The 19,742-nt window shown below is 60.6% G+C and carries 16 protein-coding genes; 9 read left to right on the top strand and 7 right to left on the bottom strand.

Annotation, left to right across the window (positions count from 1 at the left end):
* Positions 1 to 53: 53 nt before the first annotated feature.
* Positions 54 to 2,147: a TonB-dependent siderophore receptor gene (locus PspS34_RS01240; protein WP_154861237.1), complete on the top strand. Its 2,094-nt coding sequence runs from the start codon at positions 54 to 56 to the stop codon at positions 2,145 to 2,147.
* A gap of 228 nt (positions 2,148 to 2,375) precedes the next feature.
* Here PspS34_RS01240 and PspS34_RS01235 read toward each other — a convergent pair whose 3' ends face one another.
* From PspS34_RS01235 to PspS34_RS01225, 3 genes are all read right to left on the bottom strand, one after another.
* Positions 2,376 to 2,588: a hypothetical protein gene (locus tag PspS34_RS01235; protein WP_057712441.1), complete on the bottom strand. Its 213-nt coding sequence runs from the start codon at positions 2,586 to 2,588 to the stop codon at positions 2,376 to 2,378.
* 243 nt (positions 2,589 to 2,831) lie between these two features.
* Complete coding sequence (aguA, locus tag PspS34_RS01230; protein ID WP_154861238.1) at positions 2,832 to 3,938, bottom strand: agmatine deiminase; 1,107 nt, start codon at positions 3,936 to 3,938, stop codon at positions 2,832 to 2,834.
* Positions 3,939 to 4,231: 293 nt separating this feature from the next.
* Positions 4,232 to 7,144, bottom strand: a complete 2,913-nt coding sequence (locus PspS34_RS01225) for an aminotransferase (protein ID WP_154861240.1) — start codon at positions 7,142 to 7,144, stop codon at positions 4,232 to 4,234.
* A 192-nt stretch (positions 7,145 to 7,336) separates the two neighbouring features.
* Here PspS34_RS01225 and rfbC point away from each other — a divergent pair, with 192 nt between their 5' ends.
* The 4 genes from rfbC (at position 7,337) to PspS34_RS01205 (ending at position 11,684) form a co-directional block, all read left to right on the top strand.
* A complete protein-coding gene (gene rfbC / locus PspS34_RS01220; RefSeq protein WP_150812024.1) occupies positions 7,337 to 7,882 on the top strand; it encodes a dTDP-4-dehydrorhamnose 3,5-epimerase in 546 nt (181 codons plus the stop codon).
* 106 nt (positions 7,883 to 7,988) lie between these two features.
* Positions 7,989 to 9,797 (top strand): ATP-binding protein, encoded by a 1,809-nt coding sequence (locus tag PspS34_RS01215; protein ID WP_150812025.1) that lies wholly within the window; start codon positions 7,989 to 7,991, stop codon positions 9,795 to 9,797.
* Positions 9,794 to 11,188, top strand: a complete 1,395-nt coding sequence (locus PspS34_RS01210) for a sigma-54 dependent transcriptional regulator (protein ID WP_150812026.1) — start codon at positions 9,794 to 9,796, stop codon at positions 11,186 to 11,188. Before PspS34_RS01215 ends, PspS34_RS01210 begins: the two co-directional genes overlap by 4 nt.
* Before the next feature lie 40 nt (positions 11,189 to 11,228).
* Positions 11,229 to 11,684 (top strand): YiiD C-terminal domain-containing protein, encoded by a 456-nt coding sequence (locus tag PspS34_RS01205; protein ID WP_008003181.1) that lies wholly within the window; start codon positions 11,229 to 11,231, stop codon positions 11,682 to 11,684.
* A gap of 97 nt (positions 11,685 to 11,781) precedes the next feature.
* On the opposite strand, the gene PspS34_RS01200 is transcribed toward PspS34_RS01205, so the two are convergent.
* The 3 genes from PspS34_RS01200 to nudE form a co-directional block, all read right to left on the bottom strand.
* Positions 11,782 to 12,219: a hypothetical protein gene (locus PspS34_RS01200; RefSeq protein WP_154861241.1), complete on the bottom strand. Its 438-nt coding sequence runs from the start codon at positions 12,217 to 12,219 to the stop codon at positions 11,782 to 11,784.
* A gap of 227 nt (positions 12,220 to 12,446) precedes the next feature.
* Positions 12,447 to 13,274 (bottom strand): 3'(2'),5'-bisphosphate nucleotidase CysQ, encoded by an 828-nt coding sequence (gene cysQ, locus PspS34_RS01195; RefSeq protein ID WP_154861242.1) that lies wholly within the window; start codon positions 13,272 to 13,274, stop codon positions 12,447 to 12,449.
* Complete coding sequence (gene nudE / locus PspS34_RS01190) at positions 13,271 to 13,837, bottom strand: ADP compounds hydrolase NudE (protein ID WP_150812028.1); 567 nt, start codon at positions 13,835 to 13,837, stop codon at positions 13,271 to 13,273. The genes cysQ and nudE overlap by 4 nt, the downstream gene beginning before the upstream one ends.
* An 88-nt stretch (positions 13,838 to 13,925) precedes the next feature.
* Here nudE and yrfG point away from each other — a divergent pair, with 88 nt between their 5' ends.
* Complete coding sequence (gene yrfG, locus PspS34_RS01185; protein ID WP_057712448.1) at positions 13,926 to 14,588, top strand: GMP/IMP nucleotidase; 663 nt, start codon at positions 13,926 to 13,928, stop codon at positions 14,586 to 14,588.
* A 127-nt stretch (positions 14,589 to 14,715) separates the two neighbouring features.
* On the opposite strand, the gene lysM is transcribed toward yrfG, so the two are convergent.
* A complete protein-coding gene (gene lysM / locus PspS34_RS01180) occupies positions 14,716 to 15,156 on the bottom strand; it encodes a peptidoglycan-binding protein LysM (protein WP_154861243.1) in 441 nt (146 codons plus the stop codon).
* Positions 15,157 to 15,284: 128 nt separating this feature from the next.
* Here lysM and PspS34_RS01175 point away from each other — a divergent pair, with 128 nt between their 5' ends.
* From PspS34_RS01175 to PspS34_RS01165, 3 genes are all read left to right on the top strand, one after another.
* Positions 15,285 to 16,172, top strand: a complete 888-nt coding sequence (locus PspS34_RS01175; protein WP_154861244.1) for a LysR family transcriptional regulator — start codon at positions 15,285 to 15,287, stop codon at positions 16,170 to 16,172.
* A 92-nt stretch (positions 16,173 to 16,264) separates the two neighbouring features.
* Positions 16,265 to 17,104 carry a formate dehydrogenase accessory sulfurtransferase FdhD gene (fdhD, locus tag PspS34_RS01170; RefSeq protein ID WP_057712451.1) on the top strand — a complete coding sequence of 280 codons (840 nt, stop codon included), beginning with the start codon at positions 16,265 to 16,267 and terminating at the stop codon, positions 17,102 to 17,104.
* The gene (locus tag PspS34_RS01165) at positions 17,101 to 19,449 is read left to right on the top strand and encodes an FdhF/YdeP family oxidoreductase (protein ID WP_154861245.1); all 2,349 of its coding nucleotides are present in this window, start codon (positions 17,101 to 17,103) and stop codon (positions 19,447 to 19,449) included. Before fdhD ends, PspS34_RS01165 begins: the two co-directional genes overlap by 4 nt.
* The last annotated feature ends 293 nt before the right edge of the window (positions 19,450 to 19,742 follow it).

The following is a 19,742-nucleotide window of genomic DNA, read 5'->3' as shown; positions in this document are numbered from 1 at the left end:
TATTCGCGCCCCTTGCACGCTTCAACCTGAAAATTCTACGGATGCGCTTTTCAATGCCAGCCCCTTTTCGCCTTGCGCCCTACAGCCTTGGGCTTTCTGCCTTGTTGTCTGCCGGTTTTTCCTACGCTGCACCGACTACCTTGCCTGCCACATCGATCAGCGCCGAAGCTGAAGCCGACGACCCGCGCGTAACCCAAACCAGTACAGCAACCCGGACCGCGACACCGGTGCGCTACGTGCCACAAGCCATCGACTCGATCAAAACCTCGAACGTCATGGATTACGGCACCAACGATCTAGGCACGGCGCTCAGCGGTATCCCCAACGTCAGCAGCGGCGCCGACACTCGTTTCGACAGCCTGCGCATCCGCGGTTTCGACGCCAGCAACGACTTCTATCTCGATGGCATCCGCGACGACAGCCAGTACGTTCGCGACCTGCACAACATCGAACGCATCGATGTGTTAAAAGGCCCCGCTGCCGTGTTGTATGGCCGTGGCAGCCAGGGCGGCATCGTCAACCGGGTGAGCAAACTGCCCGAGTTCGGTCGCCGCTCGACCATTGAAGCCCAGGGCGGCAGCGAGGACTTGCGCAGCCTGTATGCCGACCTCAGCGCCGACCCTTCCGAGAACATCAGCCTGCGCCTGAACATGGGCAACATGGACGAGAACAGCTTCCGTGATGGTGTGAGTGGCAATCGCCAGTTGTTCGCGCCCTCGATGAGCTGGCAGCTGACACCCGACCTGAACTGGTTGGTGCAGTACGAATACAGCCGCTACAACCGCACGCCGGATCGTGGCATTCCCGGCGTAAACGGTCGCCCGGCAGACGTGGGGCGCGATACAGCCTACGGCAGCGAAAACGATTTCATCGACGACAAGGCGCAGTCCCTGCGCTCGAAACTCACGTATGAACTGAGCGACAACTGGCAACTGCGCCAGACACTGGGTGTTTTCAAGCTCGACAGCGATTTCGACAATACTTACTTGACCGGCTATGTCCCGGCCACCAACAAGGTTACGCGCCAGCACTGGCAGCAGGACCTGAACACCCGCAATGTCTACAACAACGTCGAGCTGGAAGGTGGTTTCGATACCTTTGGCCTGGAGCATCGCTTGCTCACTGGCATCGAAATCGGCAGCCAGCGCCGCGACCCGTTGCTGTACACCGCCGCCACTTCCGGACCGGGCAGCTCACCGGTGCCGGCGCTGGACCTGAACAACCCGGACCGCAATTTGCGTCATACCGGGCGCATGGTGGTGTCGAGCAACACCCACACCGAGGTCGAGAGCCGTGCGGTGTATGTGCAGGATCAATTGCGCCTGAACGATCAATGGCAATTGCTCGCCGGCCTGCGTTACGACACGTTCGATATCGAATCGACCAACAAGGTGCGCAACATTTCCGAAGACAGTAACAGCCATAGCACCAGCCCTCGCGTTGGCGTGGTCTGGACGCCGCTGCAAAATCACTCCTTCTACGCCTCCTGGAGCAAGACGTTCTCGCCGGTCGGCGGTGGCTTGATCGGCATCACCCCGGGCGCGGCAGGTAACAGCAATGACCTGAGCCCGGAGCGGACCAGGCAGAAGGAAATCGGGGTGAAGAGCGACTGGCTCGACGATCGCCTGAGCACCACGCTGGCCATCTATGAGCTGGAGCTCTACAACCGTCGCACCAGCGACCCGAACAACCCGACCATTACCCTGCTTTCAGGGCTGCAACGCTCTCGCGGGATCGAGCTGACCGCCGCTGGCAGGATTACCGGCAACTGGTACATGCGCGGTGGCGTGGGTCTGCAGGACGCAACCATCGAAAAGGACAACAACGGCCTGGAAGGCAAGCGCATCAACAACGTGGCCAAGCACAACGGCAGCCTGTTCCTGACCTGGAAACCGGAAATGGGCTGGTACGCCGAAACCGGCTTGACCTTGGTTGGCGACCGCTATGCCGATAACCTCAACACCACCGTGTTGCCAGGTTATGGCCGCTGGGACGCCTTGGCAGGCTTCCGCCAGAAGGATTGGGATTTGCGCGCGGCGCTGAACAATATCAGCGACAAGACGTATTACGAATCGGCAACCAGTGCATTCCAGATCCAGCCGGGGACGCCGCGTAGCCTGGTGGTGACGGGCACCTACAGTTTCTAAACACCCCTTATCCCGGTGTGAACCAATAACCTGGTTCACACTATTCCCTTGTGGGAGCGGGCTTGCTCGCGATAGCGGTGGGTCAGTCGATATAAATGCTGACTGGTCGGGCGCCATCGCGAGCAAGCTCGCTCCCACAGGGGATCGTAGTGATTGCATGAATCTGCGCGCAAAAAAAACGCTGCCATCCCGGCAGCGTTTTTTTTGTTCAATCCGTTGTTGTTCTTCTTATCCTTCCATCACATCCCACAACGCATCCAGTTCCGCTTCGCTGAATAAACCAGCAGGGTAACGCTCGATCATTGTCCGGCGCGGATCAGTATCGCTGATCTGACGCATTCCATTGGACTTGAACCAGTGCGCCAGGATCTGGAGCGATTCGCTATTTACTGCCAGGGGATGCAACGCCTTGTCGCTCACTACGTTCACTTCGGCGTTCATTTCAGCGCTCTCTCCCGGTTTGTGAGCGGCTAACTTATCCAAGGTTTATGACAGAACATAGAAGTCCTCCCTCCCCCGAGTTACAACAGCGGAGATACAAGAGCTGTGCCAAGGTTTCTGAAGTGTGGCCTGGCAGATACAAAAAAGCCCGCAGGCCTGTAGGGCCGCGGGCTCCGTGCATCGCGGGAGGCTGATCGACAGCCTGAGGGATTTCGTAATCAACTCAAGCTGTTACGACCTCACTCACTCCTTGTGCGGCGCGGGTTGTTGCTGGGTAAGACAGTGAATATTGCCGCCCCCCAGTAACAGTTCGCGACCAGGCACCATTACCACTTCATGCTGTGGGAACAGGTTCTGCAAGATTTCCTTTGCCGGACCATCTTGCGGGTCGTCAAAGCTCGGCGCGATGATGCCGCCGTTGACGATCAGGAAGTTCACATAGGAACCGGCCAGACGAACTGCAGGATTACGTTCCTGCGTACCATCAACCGGATCGACACCGGCACACTCTTCCTCGGTCGCAAACAGCGGACCCGGGATCGGCATCTTGTGCACCGTGAACGGGCGCCCCTTGGCATCGGTGCTGCTTTGCAGCGCTTTCATCGCCGCCTGACAGCGCGGGTAGTTCGGGTCCTGCGGATCATCGGTCCAGGCCAGCAGCACTTCACCCGGGCGCACGTAGCAGCAGAAGTTATCCACATGGCCATCGGTTTCGTCGTTGAACAAGCCATCCGGCAGCCAGATGATCTTATCCACAGCCAGGTTTGCACTCAGGACCGCTTCGATTTCCGCTCGATTCATGTGCGGGTTGCGATTGCGGTTGAGCAGGCATTCTTCGGTGGTGATCAGGGTGCCTTCGCCGTCGACGTGAATCGAACCGCCTTCCAGCACGAAGCCTTCGGTGCGATAGCGGGGGCTGCGTTCGATCTCGAGGATCTTGCCACCAACCTGCGAGTCACGGTTCCACGGCGAATACAGGCCGCCGTCAAAACCGCCCCAGGCATTGAAGTCCCAGTTCACGCCACGGACTTCGCCACTGTTGTTGATGACGAAGGTAGGACCGGAGTCGCGAACCCAGGCGTCGTCGCTGGACATTTCCACCACACGAATATTCGGCACGTCCAGACGGGCACGGGCGTTTTCGTACTGGCCGGCGGAAACCGCCATGGTCACCGGTTCGAAACGGGCGATGGCCTTGGCCACTGCCACGTGAGCGGCTTGTGCCGGTTTGCCACCCAGGCGCCAGTTGTCCGGGCGCTCGGGCCAGATCATCCAGGTCTGGGTTTGAGGTGCCCATTCGGCTGGCATATAGAAGCCGTCGGCGCGAGGGGTGCTGTTCAACGTGGTCATGGCTCAGGACTCCGGAGTGACATTGATACCTGACAGAAATGGAAGCGTATGTGTAAACGCCGTGGGCTGTGGCGACTTTATATCCGATAAATATCGGCTTTTAAAGCACCTTACATCCACCGTTACAAAAACAATCGATTAAAAGCCGATATCAATCGAATTAACACCACACCCCATGTGGGAGCGGGCTTGCTCGCGAAGGCGGTGTATCAGTCGAGTTCAATGCTGCATGACACACCGCTTTCGCGAGCAAGCCCGCTCCCACATTGGCCCGCACTTACAGGGGGATGTGTTTACAGCCCTTCTGCGAGCACCTTCGACAGCATGTCCACGAAGAAATCCACACTCTGGCGCGAAGTGACCATCGGCGGCTTGATCTTGAGGATGTTCAGGTAATCGCCGGTCGGTTGCATGAAGATTCCCAGCTCACGCAAGCGATCGCACAGTGCGGTGGTTTCTTCGGTGGCCGGCTCCAGGGTTTCACGGTCGCGGATCAACTCGACGCCCAGATAGAAACCGGAACCGTGCACCGCGCCCACTAACGGATGAATATCGATCAACGCTTCGAGGCGCTTCTTGAAGTGCCCGCCAACGACCTGGGCGTTCTCCCAGAGTTTTTCCTCTTGCATCACATCCAGCACGGCCATGCCGACCTGGCAACTGACCGGGCTGCCGCCGGCGGAAGAGAAGAAGTAACCCTCGGCCTCCAGCGCCTCGGCGATTTCCCGGCGGGTGATGACCGCGCCCAGTGGCTGGCCGTTGCCCATGCCCTTGGCCATGGTGATGATGTCCGGCACGACGCCCTGCTCTTCGAAGCCCCAGAAGAAATCGCCCATGCGCCCGTAGCCGACCTGCACTTCGTCGGCGATGCACACACCGCCCCTGGCCCGGACCATGGCATAGACTTGCTTCAAATAACCTGGTGGCAGCGAGATACCGCCGGCATTGCCGTACACCGGTTCGCAGATGAAACCGGCCAGTTGGCGTTTCTGCTCGGCGATTTTCGCCAGGTTGTGTTCGACGCTGCGTACATAATCCGGCGCACTGTCTGGGCCACGGAACTCACCGCGATAGGTGTTTGGCGCGGTCACCGGGTGCACCCAGTCCGGGCGGCTGCTCAAGGCCTTGGGGTTGTCAGCGATCGAGGTCGACACCGAATCCGCGCCCACCGTCCAGCCGTGATAGGCCTCCAGCACGCTGAGCATGTCGCGACCGCCGCTGTAGGCCCACGCCAGGCGAATCGCCAGGTCGTTGGCCTCGCTGCCGCTGTTGACCAGGAACACCCGGTCCATGCCTTCGGGGGACAGCTTCAGCAAACGTTCGGAGAACTCGGCCACGGCTGCGTAGTTGAAGCGCGAGTTGGTGTTGAGCAACGACCACTGGCGGCTGGCGACTGCCGCCATGCGTGGATGGCCGTGGCCCAATACCGCTACGTTGTTGAGCATGTCGAGGTAGGAGCGGCCCTGCATGTCGATCAAATGGTTGCGCCAGCCGCGTTCGATGCGCGGTGGATCAACGTAATAGTGTTTTTGTGTGCGGGCGAAGCTGGCATCGCGCCGGGCCAGCAAGGTCACTCCGTCGAGCTCGGCTTCGGCATCACAGGCCAGCCCCAGCAGCGCCGCAGGTGACGGGCACAACGCCTGCCAGGCGGCGGCGCGCGATGGCGTGCAGAACAACGGCGCATCGATCGACGCGCCACGGCACAACTGCACGATCAATGGCCCGCTGACAGAACCCAGCACCTGGCCTTTGACCAGGGCCGCGCCGCTGTGCAGCGACGGCGTGACACCCCAAAGCCGCACACTCAGTTGCGGGCCATCCAGTTGCAGCACGCCCGCCGATGGCTGGTGCACCACCCCGGCAAACGGCGCTTCGACCGCCGTGCCCTGAGGCACTCGCAACTCGACGTGCAGCGGGCAGGTGTCCGGTTCAGCGGCGCTGTCCGGACGGGTGTGGGACAGGCGGTATTGCCCGTAACGACTGGCCGCCAGGCCATGTGCCGCGGCCGCTTCATCCAGCAGACGCTGATCGACACCCTCCTGCTCCCAGTTACCGGCCTCGAAATGCGGGCTGAGCACACCGAGGTCGATCAAGGCGAACTCACGTCCCACCAGGCTCGGTAACAGCGGCGCGAAGCCTTCGCTGCCGATGGTGGGCAGGTTCTGGCCGACGGCGGTGAGGATCGCTGCTTCCATCAGCGCCAACGGCACCGACGTGGCCACACGGAAGATCTCCCATTCGTGGACCAGGTTGTCGCGGCTGTAGACATTGCCCGGATCGATGCTGACCTGTTGTTCGCCGCTGAGCACCAACACCGCCGCGCGGGCGATGATCAGCGGCCACAACGCCAGCAGCTCTTCGTGTTGCAACGGGTTGACCGCGTGATACGCCTGGATTGCCGGCAAAATGCAGAACGGATCGCCCTCGCCATGATGCAGCAGCGCGGCACAGGTCACCGACAGATCGGTAATGCGCCAAGTGCGCACCAGGTCGCCGAAATCGATCACGCCTTGCAGTTGCCAATGGCGCTGCGCATCGCGCTGCCACACCACGTTGTCGTCGGTAATGTCCATGTGAATGGCCTGCACCGGCAGTTTGTCCTGCAGTGGCTGCAAATGCCGCTCGGCTTGCCCGGACGCTTCGACGATCAGTTTGCGCTGGGCTTCATCCTTGATCACTGGCAGCAAATGCGCGATCAGGGCGTGGGCATGGCGGGCGTCCCATTGCAGTGTTCGCACCAGCCCCGGATGGTCGAAATCCGCCAGGGCCAGGTCCATTTCACCGCACAGGCGGCCGAAGCCTGACACCACCGTCGGGTTGAAATGGCCCAGGCTCGTCAGTGGCTGGCCTTCGATGTAGTCGAGCAAGCGAACGTGCACCGCCTGGCCACCCACGTCCAGCGACAGCAGGTCTGCACCGTTTTTCGCCGCGATAACACGCGGCACATTTACATCGGGGTGCTCGCCCAGATGCTTGAGCCCGGCGTGTTGCGCCTGAAGCTCCAGTACCGAGTAGTCGCCACGGCAGATTTTCAGGACGAAACGTCCCCGCTCGCTGTCGACGCGGTAGTTCAGGTCTTGCTGGCTGCCAAGGGCCTGCAACCTGCCGCTGAACCCGTAATGTTCTTCCAGCAGCCCTAGCGCTTGCTCCGCAGACACCTGCGGGCTGGGCAAACTGGCGCGATGAATCAACGTGGCGAGCGGCATACAACAACCCCTGAAATTTTATTAGGCGCCTATATCGCCACTGGTTCGGGCGATACGCAACCCCCCCCGGAACCGGCAATGGTCATTTGCCGGGGCTGGAACAGGCCGGTAGATTTTAACTTGAGTACTCGCCCCGGTCGGCGCTTTGCGCAAGAATGGCGGCCATTCAACGCACACTGCTGGAGAGCCACCATGAATGTAGTGACCACCGACCTGCCCGGTGTTCTGATCCTTGAACCCAAGGTCTTTGGCGACGAACGTGGTTTCTTCTATGAGAGCTTCAACGCCAAGGCTTTCGAAGAGGCTACCGGCCTGAATCCTCAGTTTGTTCAGGACAACCATTCCCGCTCGCAAAAAGGCGTGTTGCGTGGTTTGCATTACCAACTGACGAACACACAAGGCAAACTGGTTCGTGTCACAGCCGGTGAAGTGCTCGACGTTGCCGTGGACATCCGCCGCAGTTCGCCACATTTCGGCAAATCGGTGGCGGTGGTCCTGTCCGCCGACAACCATCGCCAGATCTGGATACCGGAAGGCTTTGCCCACGGTTTCGTGGTGCTGAGCGATTTCGCCGAGTTCCTCTACAAAACCACCGATTACTACACCCCGTCCGCCGAGCGCAGCATTCGCTGGGACGACCCGGACCTGGCTATCGATTGGCAACTGGAAGGCACGCCGCAGCTGTCGGCAAAGGACCAGGCCGCTGCATTCCTCAAGGATGCCGAAGTCTTCGCCTGAAAACCCGGCGCAAGATTCAGCGCAAAAACGCACCTGCCCTACAGTGCGCAGACTGCGCCCGCAAGCCTAGGCATAATGCGCCTGTACCCACAGGCGCATGCTGCTCATGAAACCGACTCTCCCTCCCAGACCCCGTTGGCGCAGCCTGGCCCTGCTGGCACTGTGCCTGGCGCCATTGTTGTGGCCGCTGGAACATCTCGCCGAGCGTTACTACCGCAGCGAGCTGGCCAGTCAGAATCGTCAGACCCTCGACCTCTACGTCGCCAACCTGCTGGGTACCCTGCATCGCTATGAAGTGTTGCCGCAGATCCTCGGCGACCTGCCGGCCCTGCGCGCCGTGATCGGCGCACCGGACGATGGCGTCACCCAAGGCAACGCCAACCGCCTGCTGAAAAACATCGCCGCCCAGACCGGTGCCGAAGTCATGTACCTGATGGACACCACCGGCAAGACCCTGGCCGCCTCCAACTGGGACAAACACGACAGTTTCGTCGGGCGCAATTTTTCCTTCCGGCCGTATTTCAGCGAAGCCATGGCCGGGCGGCTCGGGCGCTTTTTCGGCCTGGGCACGACCTCGGCCAAGCGCGGTTACTTCTTCGCCGCTGGCGTGCGCGACGGTGAAAAAATCGTTGGTGTGCTGGTGGTCAAGGTCGACCTCGACCACACCGAAAGCCTGTGGGGCAAAACCCCGGAACAATTGCTGCTGACCGACCACAACGGCGTCGTCATTCTCACCTCGCGACCGGAGTGGCGATTCCGCTCGACCCGCCCGTTGAGCGAGGGCGAAAGCAAGGCCATCACTGCGATCCAGCCCTATCCAACCCGCGATCCAAAACCGCTGAAGCTCAACCCGGACGCCTGGCTGACCCAGACCCGGCAGATCGCCGAAACCGGCTGGGACGTCAGCATCCTCGCCCCGCGCACCTTGATCGACCGCCCGGTACGTACGGTGGTGGCCATCGGTGGCGCAGCGCTGCTGGTGTTGATGCTGCTGCTTGGCCTGATGATGCAGCGCCGCCGCCATTACCTCGAGCGCATTGCTTTCGAAGCCAAGGCCCGCCGCGAACTGGAAGGCCGGGTTGCCGAGCGCACCAGCGATCTCGAAGGCCTGAACCGGCGCCTGAAACAGGAAGTGCTGGAACGCGAACAGGCCCAGCAGGAGCTGGTACGCGCACAGGATGATCTGGTGCAGGCCGGAAAATTGTCGGCACTGGGCACCATGTCGGCGAGCATCAGCCACGAACTCAATCAGCCGCTGGCAGCGATTCGCAGCTACGCGGAAAACGCCGAAGTATTGCTCGATCACCAACGCACCGACGATGCCCGTGGCAACCTCAAGCTGATCAGCGAATTGACCGGTCGCATGGCCTCGATCATCGCCCACCTGCGCGCCTTTGCCCGGCGCGACCGGCATGCCCCGGAAAGCGTCGCCCTGCAACCGGCGCTGGACGATGCCCTGGCCTTGCTGGCCAAGCGTCGACGCAGCATGGAAGTCGAGCTGATCCGCGACTTGCCCGCCGCCACCTTGTGGGTCGAAGCCGGGGAAACCCGCCTGCGCCAGGTACTCGGCAATCTGCTGGCCAACGCCCTGGATGCCCTGACGGAAAAAGGCCCGCCACGTAAACTCTGGCTCAGTGCCCAATCCACGGCCGATGGCGTCAACCTGTACATTCGCGACAACGGCCCCGGCTTTTGCATGGAAGCCCTCGGGCGCGCCAGCGAGCCGTTCTACACCACCAAGACCCGCACCCAGGGCCTCGGTTTGGGGCTGGCGATTTGCGAAACCCTGATGCGCGCCTTCGGCGGTGAACTGTCGTTCGCCAACCACAAGGAAGGCGGCGCCCTGATTACCCTGAAGCTGCGCGCAGGCGCACCGGGCGTGAGCCTGCAACCGTCCGAGGACCGAAGTGCATGACCATCGACAACCGCATTCAGGTCGTGTTGATCGACGACGACCCTCATTTGCGCCAGGCCTTGAGCCAGACGCTGGATCTGGCCGGCCTGAAAATCCTGCCGCTGGCCGAAGCCAAGGGCCTGGCCGCGCAACTTGAACGTGATTGGCCAGGGGTGGTGGTCAGTGACATTCGCATGCCCGGCATGGACGGTCTTGAGCTGTTGACCGAACTGCACGCCCAGGACCCTGAGCTACCGGTGCTGTTGATCACCGGCCACGGCGACGTGCCACTGGCGGTGCAGGCCATGCGCGCCGGGGCCTATGACTTTCTGGAGAAACCTTTCGCCAGCGACGCCCTGCTCGATAGCGTGCGCCGCGCATTGGCCCTGCGCCGGCTGGTGCTGGACAACCGCAGCCTGCGGCTGGCCTTGAGCGACCGCAACGAGCTGAGCACGCGGCTGGTTGGCCACTCACCTTCAATGTTGCGACTGCGCGAGCAGATCGGCGCCCTGGCCGCGACCAAGGCCGATGTGCTGATCCTCGGCGAAACCGGCGCAGGCAAAGAAGTCGTGGCCCGGGCGCTGCACGATTTATCCAGCCGTCGCAACGGTCCGTTCGTGGCGATCAACGCCGGTGCACTGGCCGAATCAGTGGTCGAAAGCGAGTTGTTCGGCCACGAGCCCGGCGCCTTCACCGGCGCGCAGAAACGCCGCATCGGCAAGTTCGAATTCGCCAATGGTGGCACGCTGTTCCTCGATGAAATCGAAAGCATGAGCCTGGATGTGCAGGTCAAATTGCTGCGCTTGCTGCAAGAGCGGGTGGTCGAACGCCTGGGCGGCAATCAACTGATCCCGCTGGACATCCGCATCATCGCCGCCACCAAGGAAGACCTGCGCCAGGCAGCGGATCAAGGGCGTTTCCGTGCCGACCTGTATTACCGCCTGAACGTTGCGCCGCTGCGGATTCCACCGCTGCGCGAACGGGGCGAAGATGCGCTGATGCTGTTCCAGTATTTTGCCGATGAAGCCAGTGCCCGCCACGGCTTGCCGCCCCATGAACTGCAACCGGGGCAACGTGCCTTGCTGCTGCGCCACACCTGGCCCGGCAACGTGCGCGAGCTGCAAAATGCGGCCGAACGTTTTGCCCTCGGGCTGGAACTGGCCCTCGACAACAGCGCGCCGGAAGGCAGCGCTGGCAACAGGGTCGAAGTCGTCAACGGCGGTTTGAGCGAGCAAGTGGAGAACTTCGAAAAAACACTCATCGCCGCCGAACTGGCACGTTCGCACAGCTCCGTGCGCAGCGTCGCCGAAGCCCTCGGCATTCCGCGCAAGACCCTGCACGACAAACTGCGCAAGCACGGTCTGAGTTTCGCCGACAGTGGCGCCTCGGCCCACCCTGACGATCTCGACTGAGCTACCGTCCAATCATCCACTTCAAGCGAGAGGCCCCTGAATGAGCCGCGACAGTCGACAACTGGAATCAGTCCTCCATCACGACATTCCCCTCACCCGGGACATGGGCCTCAAGGTGCTCGACTGGCATGACCAGCAACTGCGCCTGCACTTGCCGCTGGAAGCCAACGTCAACCACAAGAGCACCATGTTCGGCGGCAGCCTGTATTGCGGCGCGGTCCTGGCCGGTTGGGGCTGGCTGCATTTGCGCCTTAAAGAAGAAGGCATTACCGACGGGCACATCGTGATTCAGGAAGGGCAGATCAGCTATCCGCTGCCGGTGACGGGGGATGCCAACGCCATTTGCCAGGCGCCGGACCCGGTGATCTGGAAGAAATTCCTGACCACCTTCCAGCGATACAGCCGAGCTCGGTTGACGCTGCATACACGGGTCGTCAACGAAGGCCGTGATGAGGATGCGGTGAGGTTTGTCGGGCAGTATGTATTGCACCGCTGATGCAGGATGACAGAGGGTAATGCATAGCGCAGTTTTATACGATCCACCGAGGACTCGGACCGCGTGCAGACGTATATTATAAAGTTATGCGATTAGATCAGTTTGTTGCCGGAAGCTTGTTGTATGTAACAACCACGTCTGCAATGCCTTCGGAAGCAGGTTGATGGTTCTGCTTATTCTCACCAGGGTTGCAAGTCACCGTTTTGTACCCGACAAGGTCAATCGTTACGCTAAAACCAATAAATTCCTTATTGATCCTGCAAGTATTTTGATTACTTAGCGCCCCGACTGGTTTTGGCCAATGAGAAATCGTTTCCATACCAATTATTTTGTTTTCGGCTTCTGGCGAAATATTGATATTAATAACCTCTTGGGCTGAAGTTAATACCATATCCGGATCGCCATACTTTATTACCCCGCTAGTAGTTTTTAACGTTAATCCTGGGGGAGGGGACTTGATGGTCACAGTACCGGCCAAAGCCATCCCTGTGAAAAATGAAAGACCAAAAAACAACATCACATGCTTTATATTCATGTAGTAATCACTCTGGCTGGCTGATCGATTAAAAGCACTCTAGAAATAAATTCTGCGCGACAACACTCGAGCGGCCATTTAAACAGCGAGCCGCTTTTCACCCTTGCGCCGAATATCCAAAGTTACAATCTGAATGTTAGCACCCGATCAGCCAATTGAAACCTGTCAAACATGACAGTGTATAAAAGCACAGCTGTCGAACCAAGTCTCAGCCTGCAATCAACGTTTCAGATTAAACTCAACGCCAGTAACTTTTCTCGCCATGACGCACCTGCTGGAAGCGCCACGAAAAAGTTATTCAGCAAAGACTCCCGCGCCGGATAGCTGAATGGCTCACCACTCAACTCCAGCACCTCACCGCCCGCACCTTCCAACACACCTTGCGCCGCCGCCGTGTCCCACTGGGAAGTCGGTGCCAGGCGCGGATAACAATCCGCCGCCCCTTCGGCCAGCAGGCAAAACTTCAACGAGCTGCCGATATTGGTCAGTTGCAGCTCGCCAAGGCTGGCGCTCAGTCCGGCCAGCAAACGCTCCTGCTCCGGGCTCGAATGACGACGGCTGGCCACCACGGTGAACGACTCGCCGGGCGCTAGCGCATCACGCACCTTGATCGCCACGGGCGTGCCACCTTTATCGCCACGCCAGGCGCCGAGTCCCGCACCACCGACGTAAAAACGCCCGTTGGTCGGCATCGACACCACACCGAACACCACCCGACCGTTTTCGATCAGGGCGATGTTGACGGTGAACTCTTCGCTGCCGCTGATGAACTCCTTGGTGCCATCCAGCGGATCGACCAGCCACCAGCGCTGCCATCCGGCCCGCACGTCTTGGGGAATGTTGGCGTCTTCCTCGGAAAGCACCGGGATGCTCGGATCAAGCGCCGTCAACCCGGCCAGAATCAAGTGGTGCGCAGCCAGGTCGGCAGCGGTCACCGGCGAGTCATCAGCCTTCGCCGTGACGGCCGTGCCTGTGCGCCAGAACGGCAGGATCGCCTCACCGGCCTGCAAGGCCAGCTCAATGACCGGCGCCATCAACGGATGCGGGAAATTCATGGCTGGAACGCTCCGCGCTGAGTCAACAGGTCTCGGGCCAGGTACAGCGCCGCCAAGGCGCGGCCTTCGGTAAATTGCGGGTTTTGCGCCAGCGCCGAGAGCTCACGCAGATTGACCCTGTCCACCCGCATCGGCTCTGGCTCGTCGCCTTCCAGATGCTCTTCGTAGAGGTCGGTAGCCAGCACTACTTGAATCTTCTGGCTCATGTAGCCGGGGGACAGCGACAACTCGGTCAGGTGCTCCAGTTGCCGCGCGCCAAAACCTGCCTCTTCCTTGAGCTCGCGCTCGGCCGCCGCCAGCACGTCTTCGCCCGGCTCGATCAAACCCTTGGGCAATGACATTTCATATTCATCCGTGCCGCCGCAATACTCCTCGACCAGCACCGCATGCTCGGCATCGAGCATCGCCACGATCATCACCGCGCCGTACCCGGCACCCTTGCCGACCAGGCGTTCATACGTGCGCTCCACGCCATTGGAAAAGCGCAGCTTCAGCTCTTCCACGCAGAACAATCGACTGGTGGCGACAATTTCGCGGGCGAGTATGGTGGGTTTCTGGCGCATGCAAAGCTCCTTGGCGTGAACGCGCTACTATAACGCGGCTTTCCCGATTGTTTACGCCAGAAATCTTTCTACTGCCCGAGACGTTGCCATGCCTTCATTACCCTGGTCCGACATTGATACCGTACTGCTGGACATGGACGGCACGCTGCTGGACCTGCATTTCGACAACCACTTCTGGATGGAGCACCTGCCCCAGCGTTACGCCGAACTGCACGGAGTCAGCCGGGCCATGGCCGAGATGGAATTGCAGCCGTTGTTCGAGCGCAATGCCGGCCAGTTGCAGTGGTACTGCCTGGACTTCTGGAGCGCCGAACTGAAACTGTCGGTGCGCGACCTGAAACTGGAAACCGCGCATCTGATAGCCCTGCGCCCGGATGCCGACACCTTTCTGTCGGCGATCAAACGGGCCGGCAAGCGCGTGGTGCTGATCACCAATGCCCATCGGGATGCGCTGTCATTGAAGCTGGAAAAAATCGAACTGGCGCCCTACTTCGAGCGTTTGATCAGCTCCCATGACTACGGCTTTCCCAAGGAAAATCCGCAGTTCTGGGATGCGCTGCAAGCCGATATCGATTTCGATCCGGCGCGCAGCCTGTTCATTGACGACACCTTGCCGATCCTGCGCAGTGCACGGGACTTTGGCGTGGCGCATTTGCTGGCAGTGCGAGAGCCGGATAGCCGCAAGGGACCGAAGGATACGGCGGAGTTCGCAGCGGTTGGGGATTATCGGGATTTGATTGCAGGGCTCTAGACCGAGTTGCCTGCTATCGCGAGCAAGCTCGCTCCCACAGGATCTGCGTCGTTCGCAACCTTCGTGATCGACTCAGATCCTGTGGGAGCGTGGCTTGCCCGCGATGGCCATCACGCGGTTTGACGACTTACTCAGGAATCCGCAATGACTGCCCCGGATAGATCTTGTCCGGGTGCGCCAGCATCGGTTTGTTGGCTTCGAAAATCTTGTTGTACTTGTTGGCGTCGCCGTACACGCGCTTGGAAATCGCGCTGAGGGTGTCGCCCTTCACCACGGTGACAAACACGGCCGCCTTCACCACCGGTCCGGTCACGGTGATCTGATCATCCACGCTGCCCACCCCGGCGATGTTGCCCACCGCCAGCAGGATCTTTTCCTTCTCTTCCTGACTCGCCACTTCACCGGTCACCGTGACCTTGTCGCCATCGACCGTCGCCTGCACATTCGGGTTGCCCAGGCCGACCTTGCTGATGTGCTCCTTCAACTGCTCACTGGCGTTGGCGTTACCTGGCGTCAGCAAATCCAGCAATTTTTCGCCTGCTTCCTTCACAAAGCTCAAAAGACTCATGGTGCACTCTCCTTGGGTTTCGGGTTCCAGACATCAGAGCCTAGACCACGGTCGTCACCTACGAATCCAACCCGACCAATGACCCCGCTTGCGATAGAATCCGCACCTTCCCAACCCCTGGAGCGCAGATGGACATCAAGCAGCTGAAATTCCTCATCGCGCTCGACGAAACCCGCCATTTCGGCCAGGCCGCCGCACGCTGCCACATCACCCAGCCGACCCTGTCCATGCGCCTGCGCAGCCTCGAAGAAGAACTCGACCTGCCACTGGTCAATCGCGGCCAACGCTTCGAAGGCTTCACCGCACCGGGCGAACGGGTGCTGGCCTGGGCGCGCACCGTACTGGCGGCCTATGACGGCTTGTACGCCGAGGCGGCCGCCTGTCGCGGCAATCTGGTCGGCACCTTGCGTCTGGGCGTAGTGCCGCTGTCGAGCTTCGATCCGCTGCCACTGATGCAACGCTTGCACGCCGAACACCCGAACCTGCGCTTCGAACTCTCGGCCCTGAGTTCCGAACAGATCCTCGAGCAACTGGCGAACAATCGCCTGGATCTCGGCGTGTCATACCTGGAACGCCTGGATGCCGAACACTTCGACTCTCTGTCCTTCAGCGAAACCCGCATGGGTCTGCTCTACGATCAACGCTTCTTCACCTTTGGCGAGACGCCATTGAGTTGGGAATCGTTGATCGAACTGCCGCTGGGCATGCTCACCAGTGGCATGCACTTTCGCCAGTCCATCGACCATAACTTCCACAGCCGTGGCCTGACCCCGCAGCCGTTGTTGCAGACCGATGCCGTGCACCAACTGTTACAAGCCGTGCACGGCGGCTTGTGTTGCGCCGTGATGCCATTGGACGGCGGCCTCGAAGGCCTGACCGAGCATTTGCGCCTGCAGCCGATCGAGAACGCCCAGACCCTTGGTCGCCTGGGGTTGATCATGCGTCGCAGCGCACCGCGCTCGGCGCTGGCAGAAGCCTGTTTTGCCCTCTATCAGCAATCGCTGATTGGCGGTTGATCGACGGCATCTATCGGCAGATCAGTATTAGCGATTAGACGCGACAAGTTGCCGCGCCTAGTCTTAAAGCTGATCAAACCGTCGGTGATGCCATGAACACCAAGCGCCCTGCATGCGCGGCGCCTGCCCTCGAAACGCCCGCGCCCGCCGCAAGCCAGACATACAGCTATAGCAATCTCGAATACTCCGAATCGGCCAGCACCGCGCTGGCAGAGGAAGTCGCGCTGGCGATTGCCTTCAACGGCATCAGCCAGGCGGTCATGCTGGTCACGCCCACGGACCTGGAAGATTTCATCGTCGGCTTCAGCCTGGGCAGCGGCATCATCCAGGACGCCACGGACATCTACGACCTGCAACTCAGCGGCTCGGGGTCGGCGCAATACGCGCAAGTGACCATCGCCAACCGCGCGTTCTGGAACCTCAAGCAGCAGCGCCGACAACTGGCAGGCACCAGCGGTTGCGGGTTGTGCGGCGTGGAAGCGGTCGAGCAGGCGTTGCCGGACCTTCAGGTATTGCCTGGCGCCCCGTTGCCGCCGATCGAATGGCTTGATGGCCTGCGCGAGCGCATCGGCGCCTTCCAGCCCTTGGGCCAGCATTGCGGCGCGGTGCATGCGGCAGTGTTCATGAACGACAAGGGTGAGTTGTTGCTGGGCCGCGAAGACATCGGCCGGCACAACGCCCTCGACAAACTGATCGGCGGATTGATCCGCCAGAAAATCCCCACCGCTGGCGGGCTGGCGATTGTCACCAGCCGCTGCAGCCTCGAATTGATCCAGAAAGTATTGCGTGCCGGCATCCAGACCCTGGTCAGCCTGTCGTCGCCCACAGGCCTTGCCGTGCAATGGGCCCGTCGCCACAACCTCAATCTCATCCATCTGCCACAGAAGAATGCGCCGCGGGTCTACAGCCCAACGTTGGAGAATCAAGCGTGAGTCAACACCGTCAAGCCGACCAGAAACCCGTCCCTCGCTTCAAGCCCTACAAAGGCCCGGCCGGTGGCTGGGGGGCACTGATCAGCGTGGCCCAGGCCTGGTTGACCAGTGACAACGCGCTGAAGAACCTGCGCATCATGCTCAAGACCAACCAGAACGGTGGCTTCGACTGCCCGGGTTGCGCCTGGGGCGATTCTCCGGAAAAGGGCATGGTGATGTTCTGCGAGAACGGCGCCAAGGCGGTGAACTGGGAGGCGACCAAACGCCGTGTCGATGCCAAATTCTTCGCCAAACACAGCGTCACTTCTCTGCTGGAACAAAGTGACTATTGGCTCGAATACCAGGGCCGCCTGACCGAGCCGATGAGCTACGACGCCGAGACTGATCGCTACAAGCCGATCAGTTGGGACGACGCATTCGCCCTGATCGCCAGGCATCTGAACGGCCTGTCGAGCCCCGATCAGGCCGAGTTCTACACCTCGGGCCGGGCGAGTAACGAAGCGGCGTACCTCTATCAGCTGTTCGTGCGCGCCTACGGCACCAACAACTTCCCCGACTGCTCGAACATGTGCCACGAGGCCAGCGGTGTCGCGTTGTCGCAAAGCGTCGGGGTCGGCAAAGGCACCGTGACCTTCGACGACTTCGAACACGCCGATGCAATTTTCGTCTGGGGTCAGAACCCCGGCACCAACCACCCACGGATGCTCGAACCACTGCGCGAAGCGGTGAAGCGCGGCGCTCAAGTGGTGTGCATCAACCCGCTCAAGGAGCGGGGCCTGGAGCGCTTCCAGCATCCACAGCACCCGATCGAAATGCTGATAAACGGCTCCGAGCCGACCAACACCGCGTTCTTCCGCCCGGCCCTGGGCGGCGACATGGCGATCATGCGCGGCATGGCGAAATTCCTCCTGCTGTGGGAGCGCGACGCGCAGAAAGCCGGCGACCCGGCGGTGTTCGACCACGACTTCCTCAATGAGCACAGCGCCAACGTGCTGGATTACCTGGCCGTCATCGACGAAACCCCGTGGGAGCAGATCGTCGAGCAGTCCGGCCTGAGCCTGGTAGAAATCGAGCAAGCGGCGCGCATGTACGTCAAGGGCAAGAACGTCATCATGTGCTGGGCCATGGGCATCACCCAGCATCGTCATTCGGTGGCGACCATCCAGGAAATCGCCAACCTGATGCTGCTGCGCGGCAACATTGGCCGGCCGGGTGCAGGCCTGTGCCCGGTGCGTGGCCACAGCAACGTGCAGGGTGACCGGACCATGGGCATCAACGAACGCCCACCTGTCGCGTTCCTCGATGCCCTGGAGCGTCGCTTCCAGTTCAAGGTGCCACGCGACAACGGCCACAACGTGGTCGAAGCGATTCATGCGATGGCTGAAGGCCGGGCTAAAGTCTTCATCGGCCTGGGCGGCAACTTCGCCCAGGCCACGCCGGACAGCCCGCGCACGTTCCAGGCCCTGCAAAACTGCGACCTGACCGTGCAGATCAGCACCAAGCTCAACCGCAGCCATTTGACCCACGGCAAGGACGCGCTGATCCTGCCGTGTCTGGGCCGCACCGACATCGATATCCAGACCCAAGGCCCGCAAGCGATAACCGTCGAAGACTCGTTCAGCATGGTCCACGCCTCCAATGGCCAGCTGCAGGCGCTGTCGAACCAGATGCGCTCGGAACCGGCGATCCTGGCCGGCATCGCCGCCGCGACCCTGGGCAGCCACCCGGTGGACTGGAACTGGCTGGTGGCCGACTACAGCCGCATCCGCGACCTGATCGCCGAGACCATTCCCGACTTCAAGGACTTCAACGAGAAGATCAAGAACCCTGGCGGTTTCTACCTGGGCAACAGTGCCGGCGCACGCAAGTGGAACACCGCTTCGGGCCGGGCCAATTTCCGCTCGAACGCACTGCCCAAAGACCTGGTGCACGAACGCACCCGCGCCACCGGCGTACTGCCGGACCTGATCATGCAATCGATGCGTTCCCACGATCAGTACAACACCACTATCTATGGCCTCAACGACCGTTATCGCGGTGTGAAGGGTCAGCGGGATGTGTTGTTCGTCAACGAAGCCGACCTCATTCGCCTGGGCTTCAAGCCAGGGCAAAAGGCGGACATCGTTTCGCTCTGGGACGATGGCGTTGAACGTCGGGTAAAAGGTTTCACGCTGCTGGCGTTTGATATCCCGGCCGGGCAAGCGGCGGCCTACTATCCGGAAGTGAACCCGTTGGTGCCGCTGGAAAGCACCGGCGATGACAGCCATACGCCGACGTCGAAATTCGTGGCGATCCGGTTGGAAGCGGCGAGTGAGACCGGGTTGATCATGGCCAGGTCGGCGTAACACGTCGTTTGATCTGGCCTCTTCGCGAGCAAGCCCGCTCCCACATTGGAATGCGTTCCCATGTGGGAGCGGGCTTGCTCGCGAATACGGTAGATGAAACAACAAACATTCCAGATTCAGTACTTTCCTTTCGCCCACAAAAAAGGCCGTTCTCTGATGAAAACGGCCTTTGCGAAGTAGTAAAAGACCGGCAAAAAAACGTTAAGTTCCGTCCAAAAAACAGTAACTTGCAATATTGTATACAAGTCGTGTTATTCGTCGGATTTCGATTGTCACGCCCATTCCAGAGCCTC

The organism is Pseudomonas sp. S34 (assembly GCF_009866745.1).
In the GTDB taxonomy this organism is placed as follows: Bacteria; Pseudomonadota; Gammaproteobacteria; order Pseudomonadales; family Pseudomonadaceae; genus Aquipseudomonas; species Aquipseudomonas jessenii.
Note: the sequence above shows the minus strand (reverse complement) of the source record. Positions and strands in the feature narration are given on the sequence as shown.

Excerpts from the sequence above, each read along its gene's own strand:
- fdhD (WP_057712451.1), top strand. The coding sequence starts at position 16,265 with ATGAACACCAAGCGCCCTGCATGCGCGGCGCCTGCCCTCGAAACGCCC.
- PspS34_RS01200 (WP_154861241.1), bottom strand. The coding sequence starts at position 12,219 with ATGAATATAAAGCATGTGATGTTGTTTTTTGGTCTTTCATTTTTCACA.
- PspS34_RS01235 (WP_057712441.1), bottom strand. The coding sequence starts at position 2,588 with ATGAACGCCGAAGTGAACGTAGTGAGCGACAAGGCGTTGCATCCCCTG.
- PspS34_RS01210 (WP_150812026.1), top strand. The coding sequence starts at position 9,794 with ATGACCATCGACAACCGCATTCAGGTCGTGTTGATCGACGACGACCCT.
- PspS34_RS01240 (WP_154861237.1), top strand. The coding sequence starts at position 54 with ATGCCAGCCCCTTTTCGCCTTGCGCCCTACAGCCTTGGGCTTTCTGCC.
- lysM (WP_154861243.1), bottom strand. The coding sequence starts at position 15,156 with ATGAGTCTTTTGAGCTTTGTGAAGGAAGCAGGCGAAAAATTGCTGGAT.
- yrfG (WP_057712448.1), top strand. The coding sequence starts at position 13,926 with ATGCCTTCATTACCCTGGTCCGACATTGATACCGTACTGCTGGACATG.
- PspS34_RS01215 (WP_150812025.1), top strand. The coding sequence starts at position 7,989 with ATGAAACCGACTCTCCCTCCCAGACCCCGTTGGCGCAGCCTGGCCCTG.
- PspS34_RS01225 (WP_154861240.1), bottom strand. The coding sequence starts at position 7,144 with ATGCCGCTCGCCACGTTGATTCATCGCGCCAGTTTGCCCAGCCCGCAG.
- aguA (WP_154861238.1), bottom strand. The coding sequence starts at position 3,938 with ATGACCACGTTGAACAGCACCCCTCGCGCCGACGGCTTCTATATGCCA.
- cysQ (WP_154861242.1), bottom strand. The coding sequence starts at position 13,274 with ATGAATTTCCCGCATCCGTTGATGGCGCCGGTCATTGAGCTGGCCTTG.
- nudE (WP_150812028.1), bottom strand. The coding sequence starts at position 13,837 with ATGCGCCAGAAACCCACCATACTCGCCCGCGAAATTGTCGCCACCAGT.
- PspS34_RS01205 (WP_008003181.1), top strand. The coding sequence starts at position 11,229 with ATGAGCCGCGACAGTCGACAACTGGAATCAGTCCTCCATCACGACATT.
- rfbC (WP_150812024.1), top strand. The coding sequence starts at position 7,337 with ATGAATGTAGTGACCACCGACCTGCCCGGTGTTCTGATCCTTGAACCC.
- PspS34_RS01175 (WP_154861244.1), top strand. The coding sequence starts at position 15,285 with ATGGACATCAAGCAGCTGAAATTCCTCATCGCGCTCGACGAAACCCGC.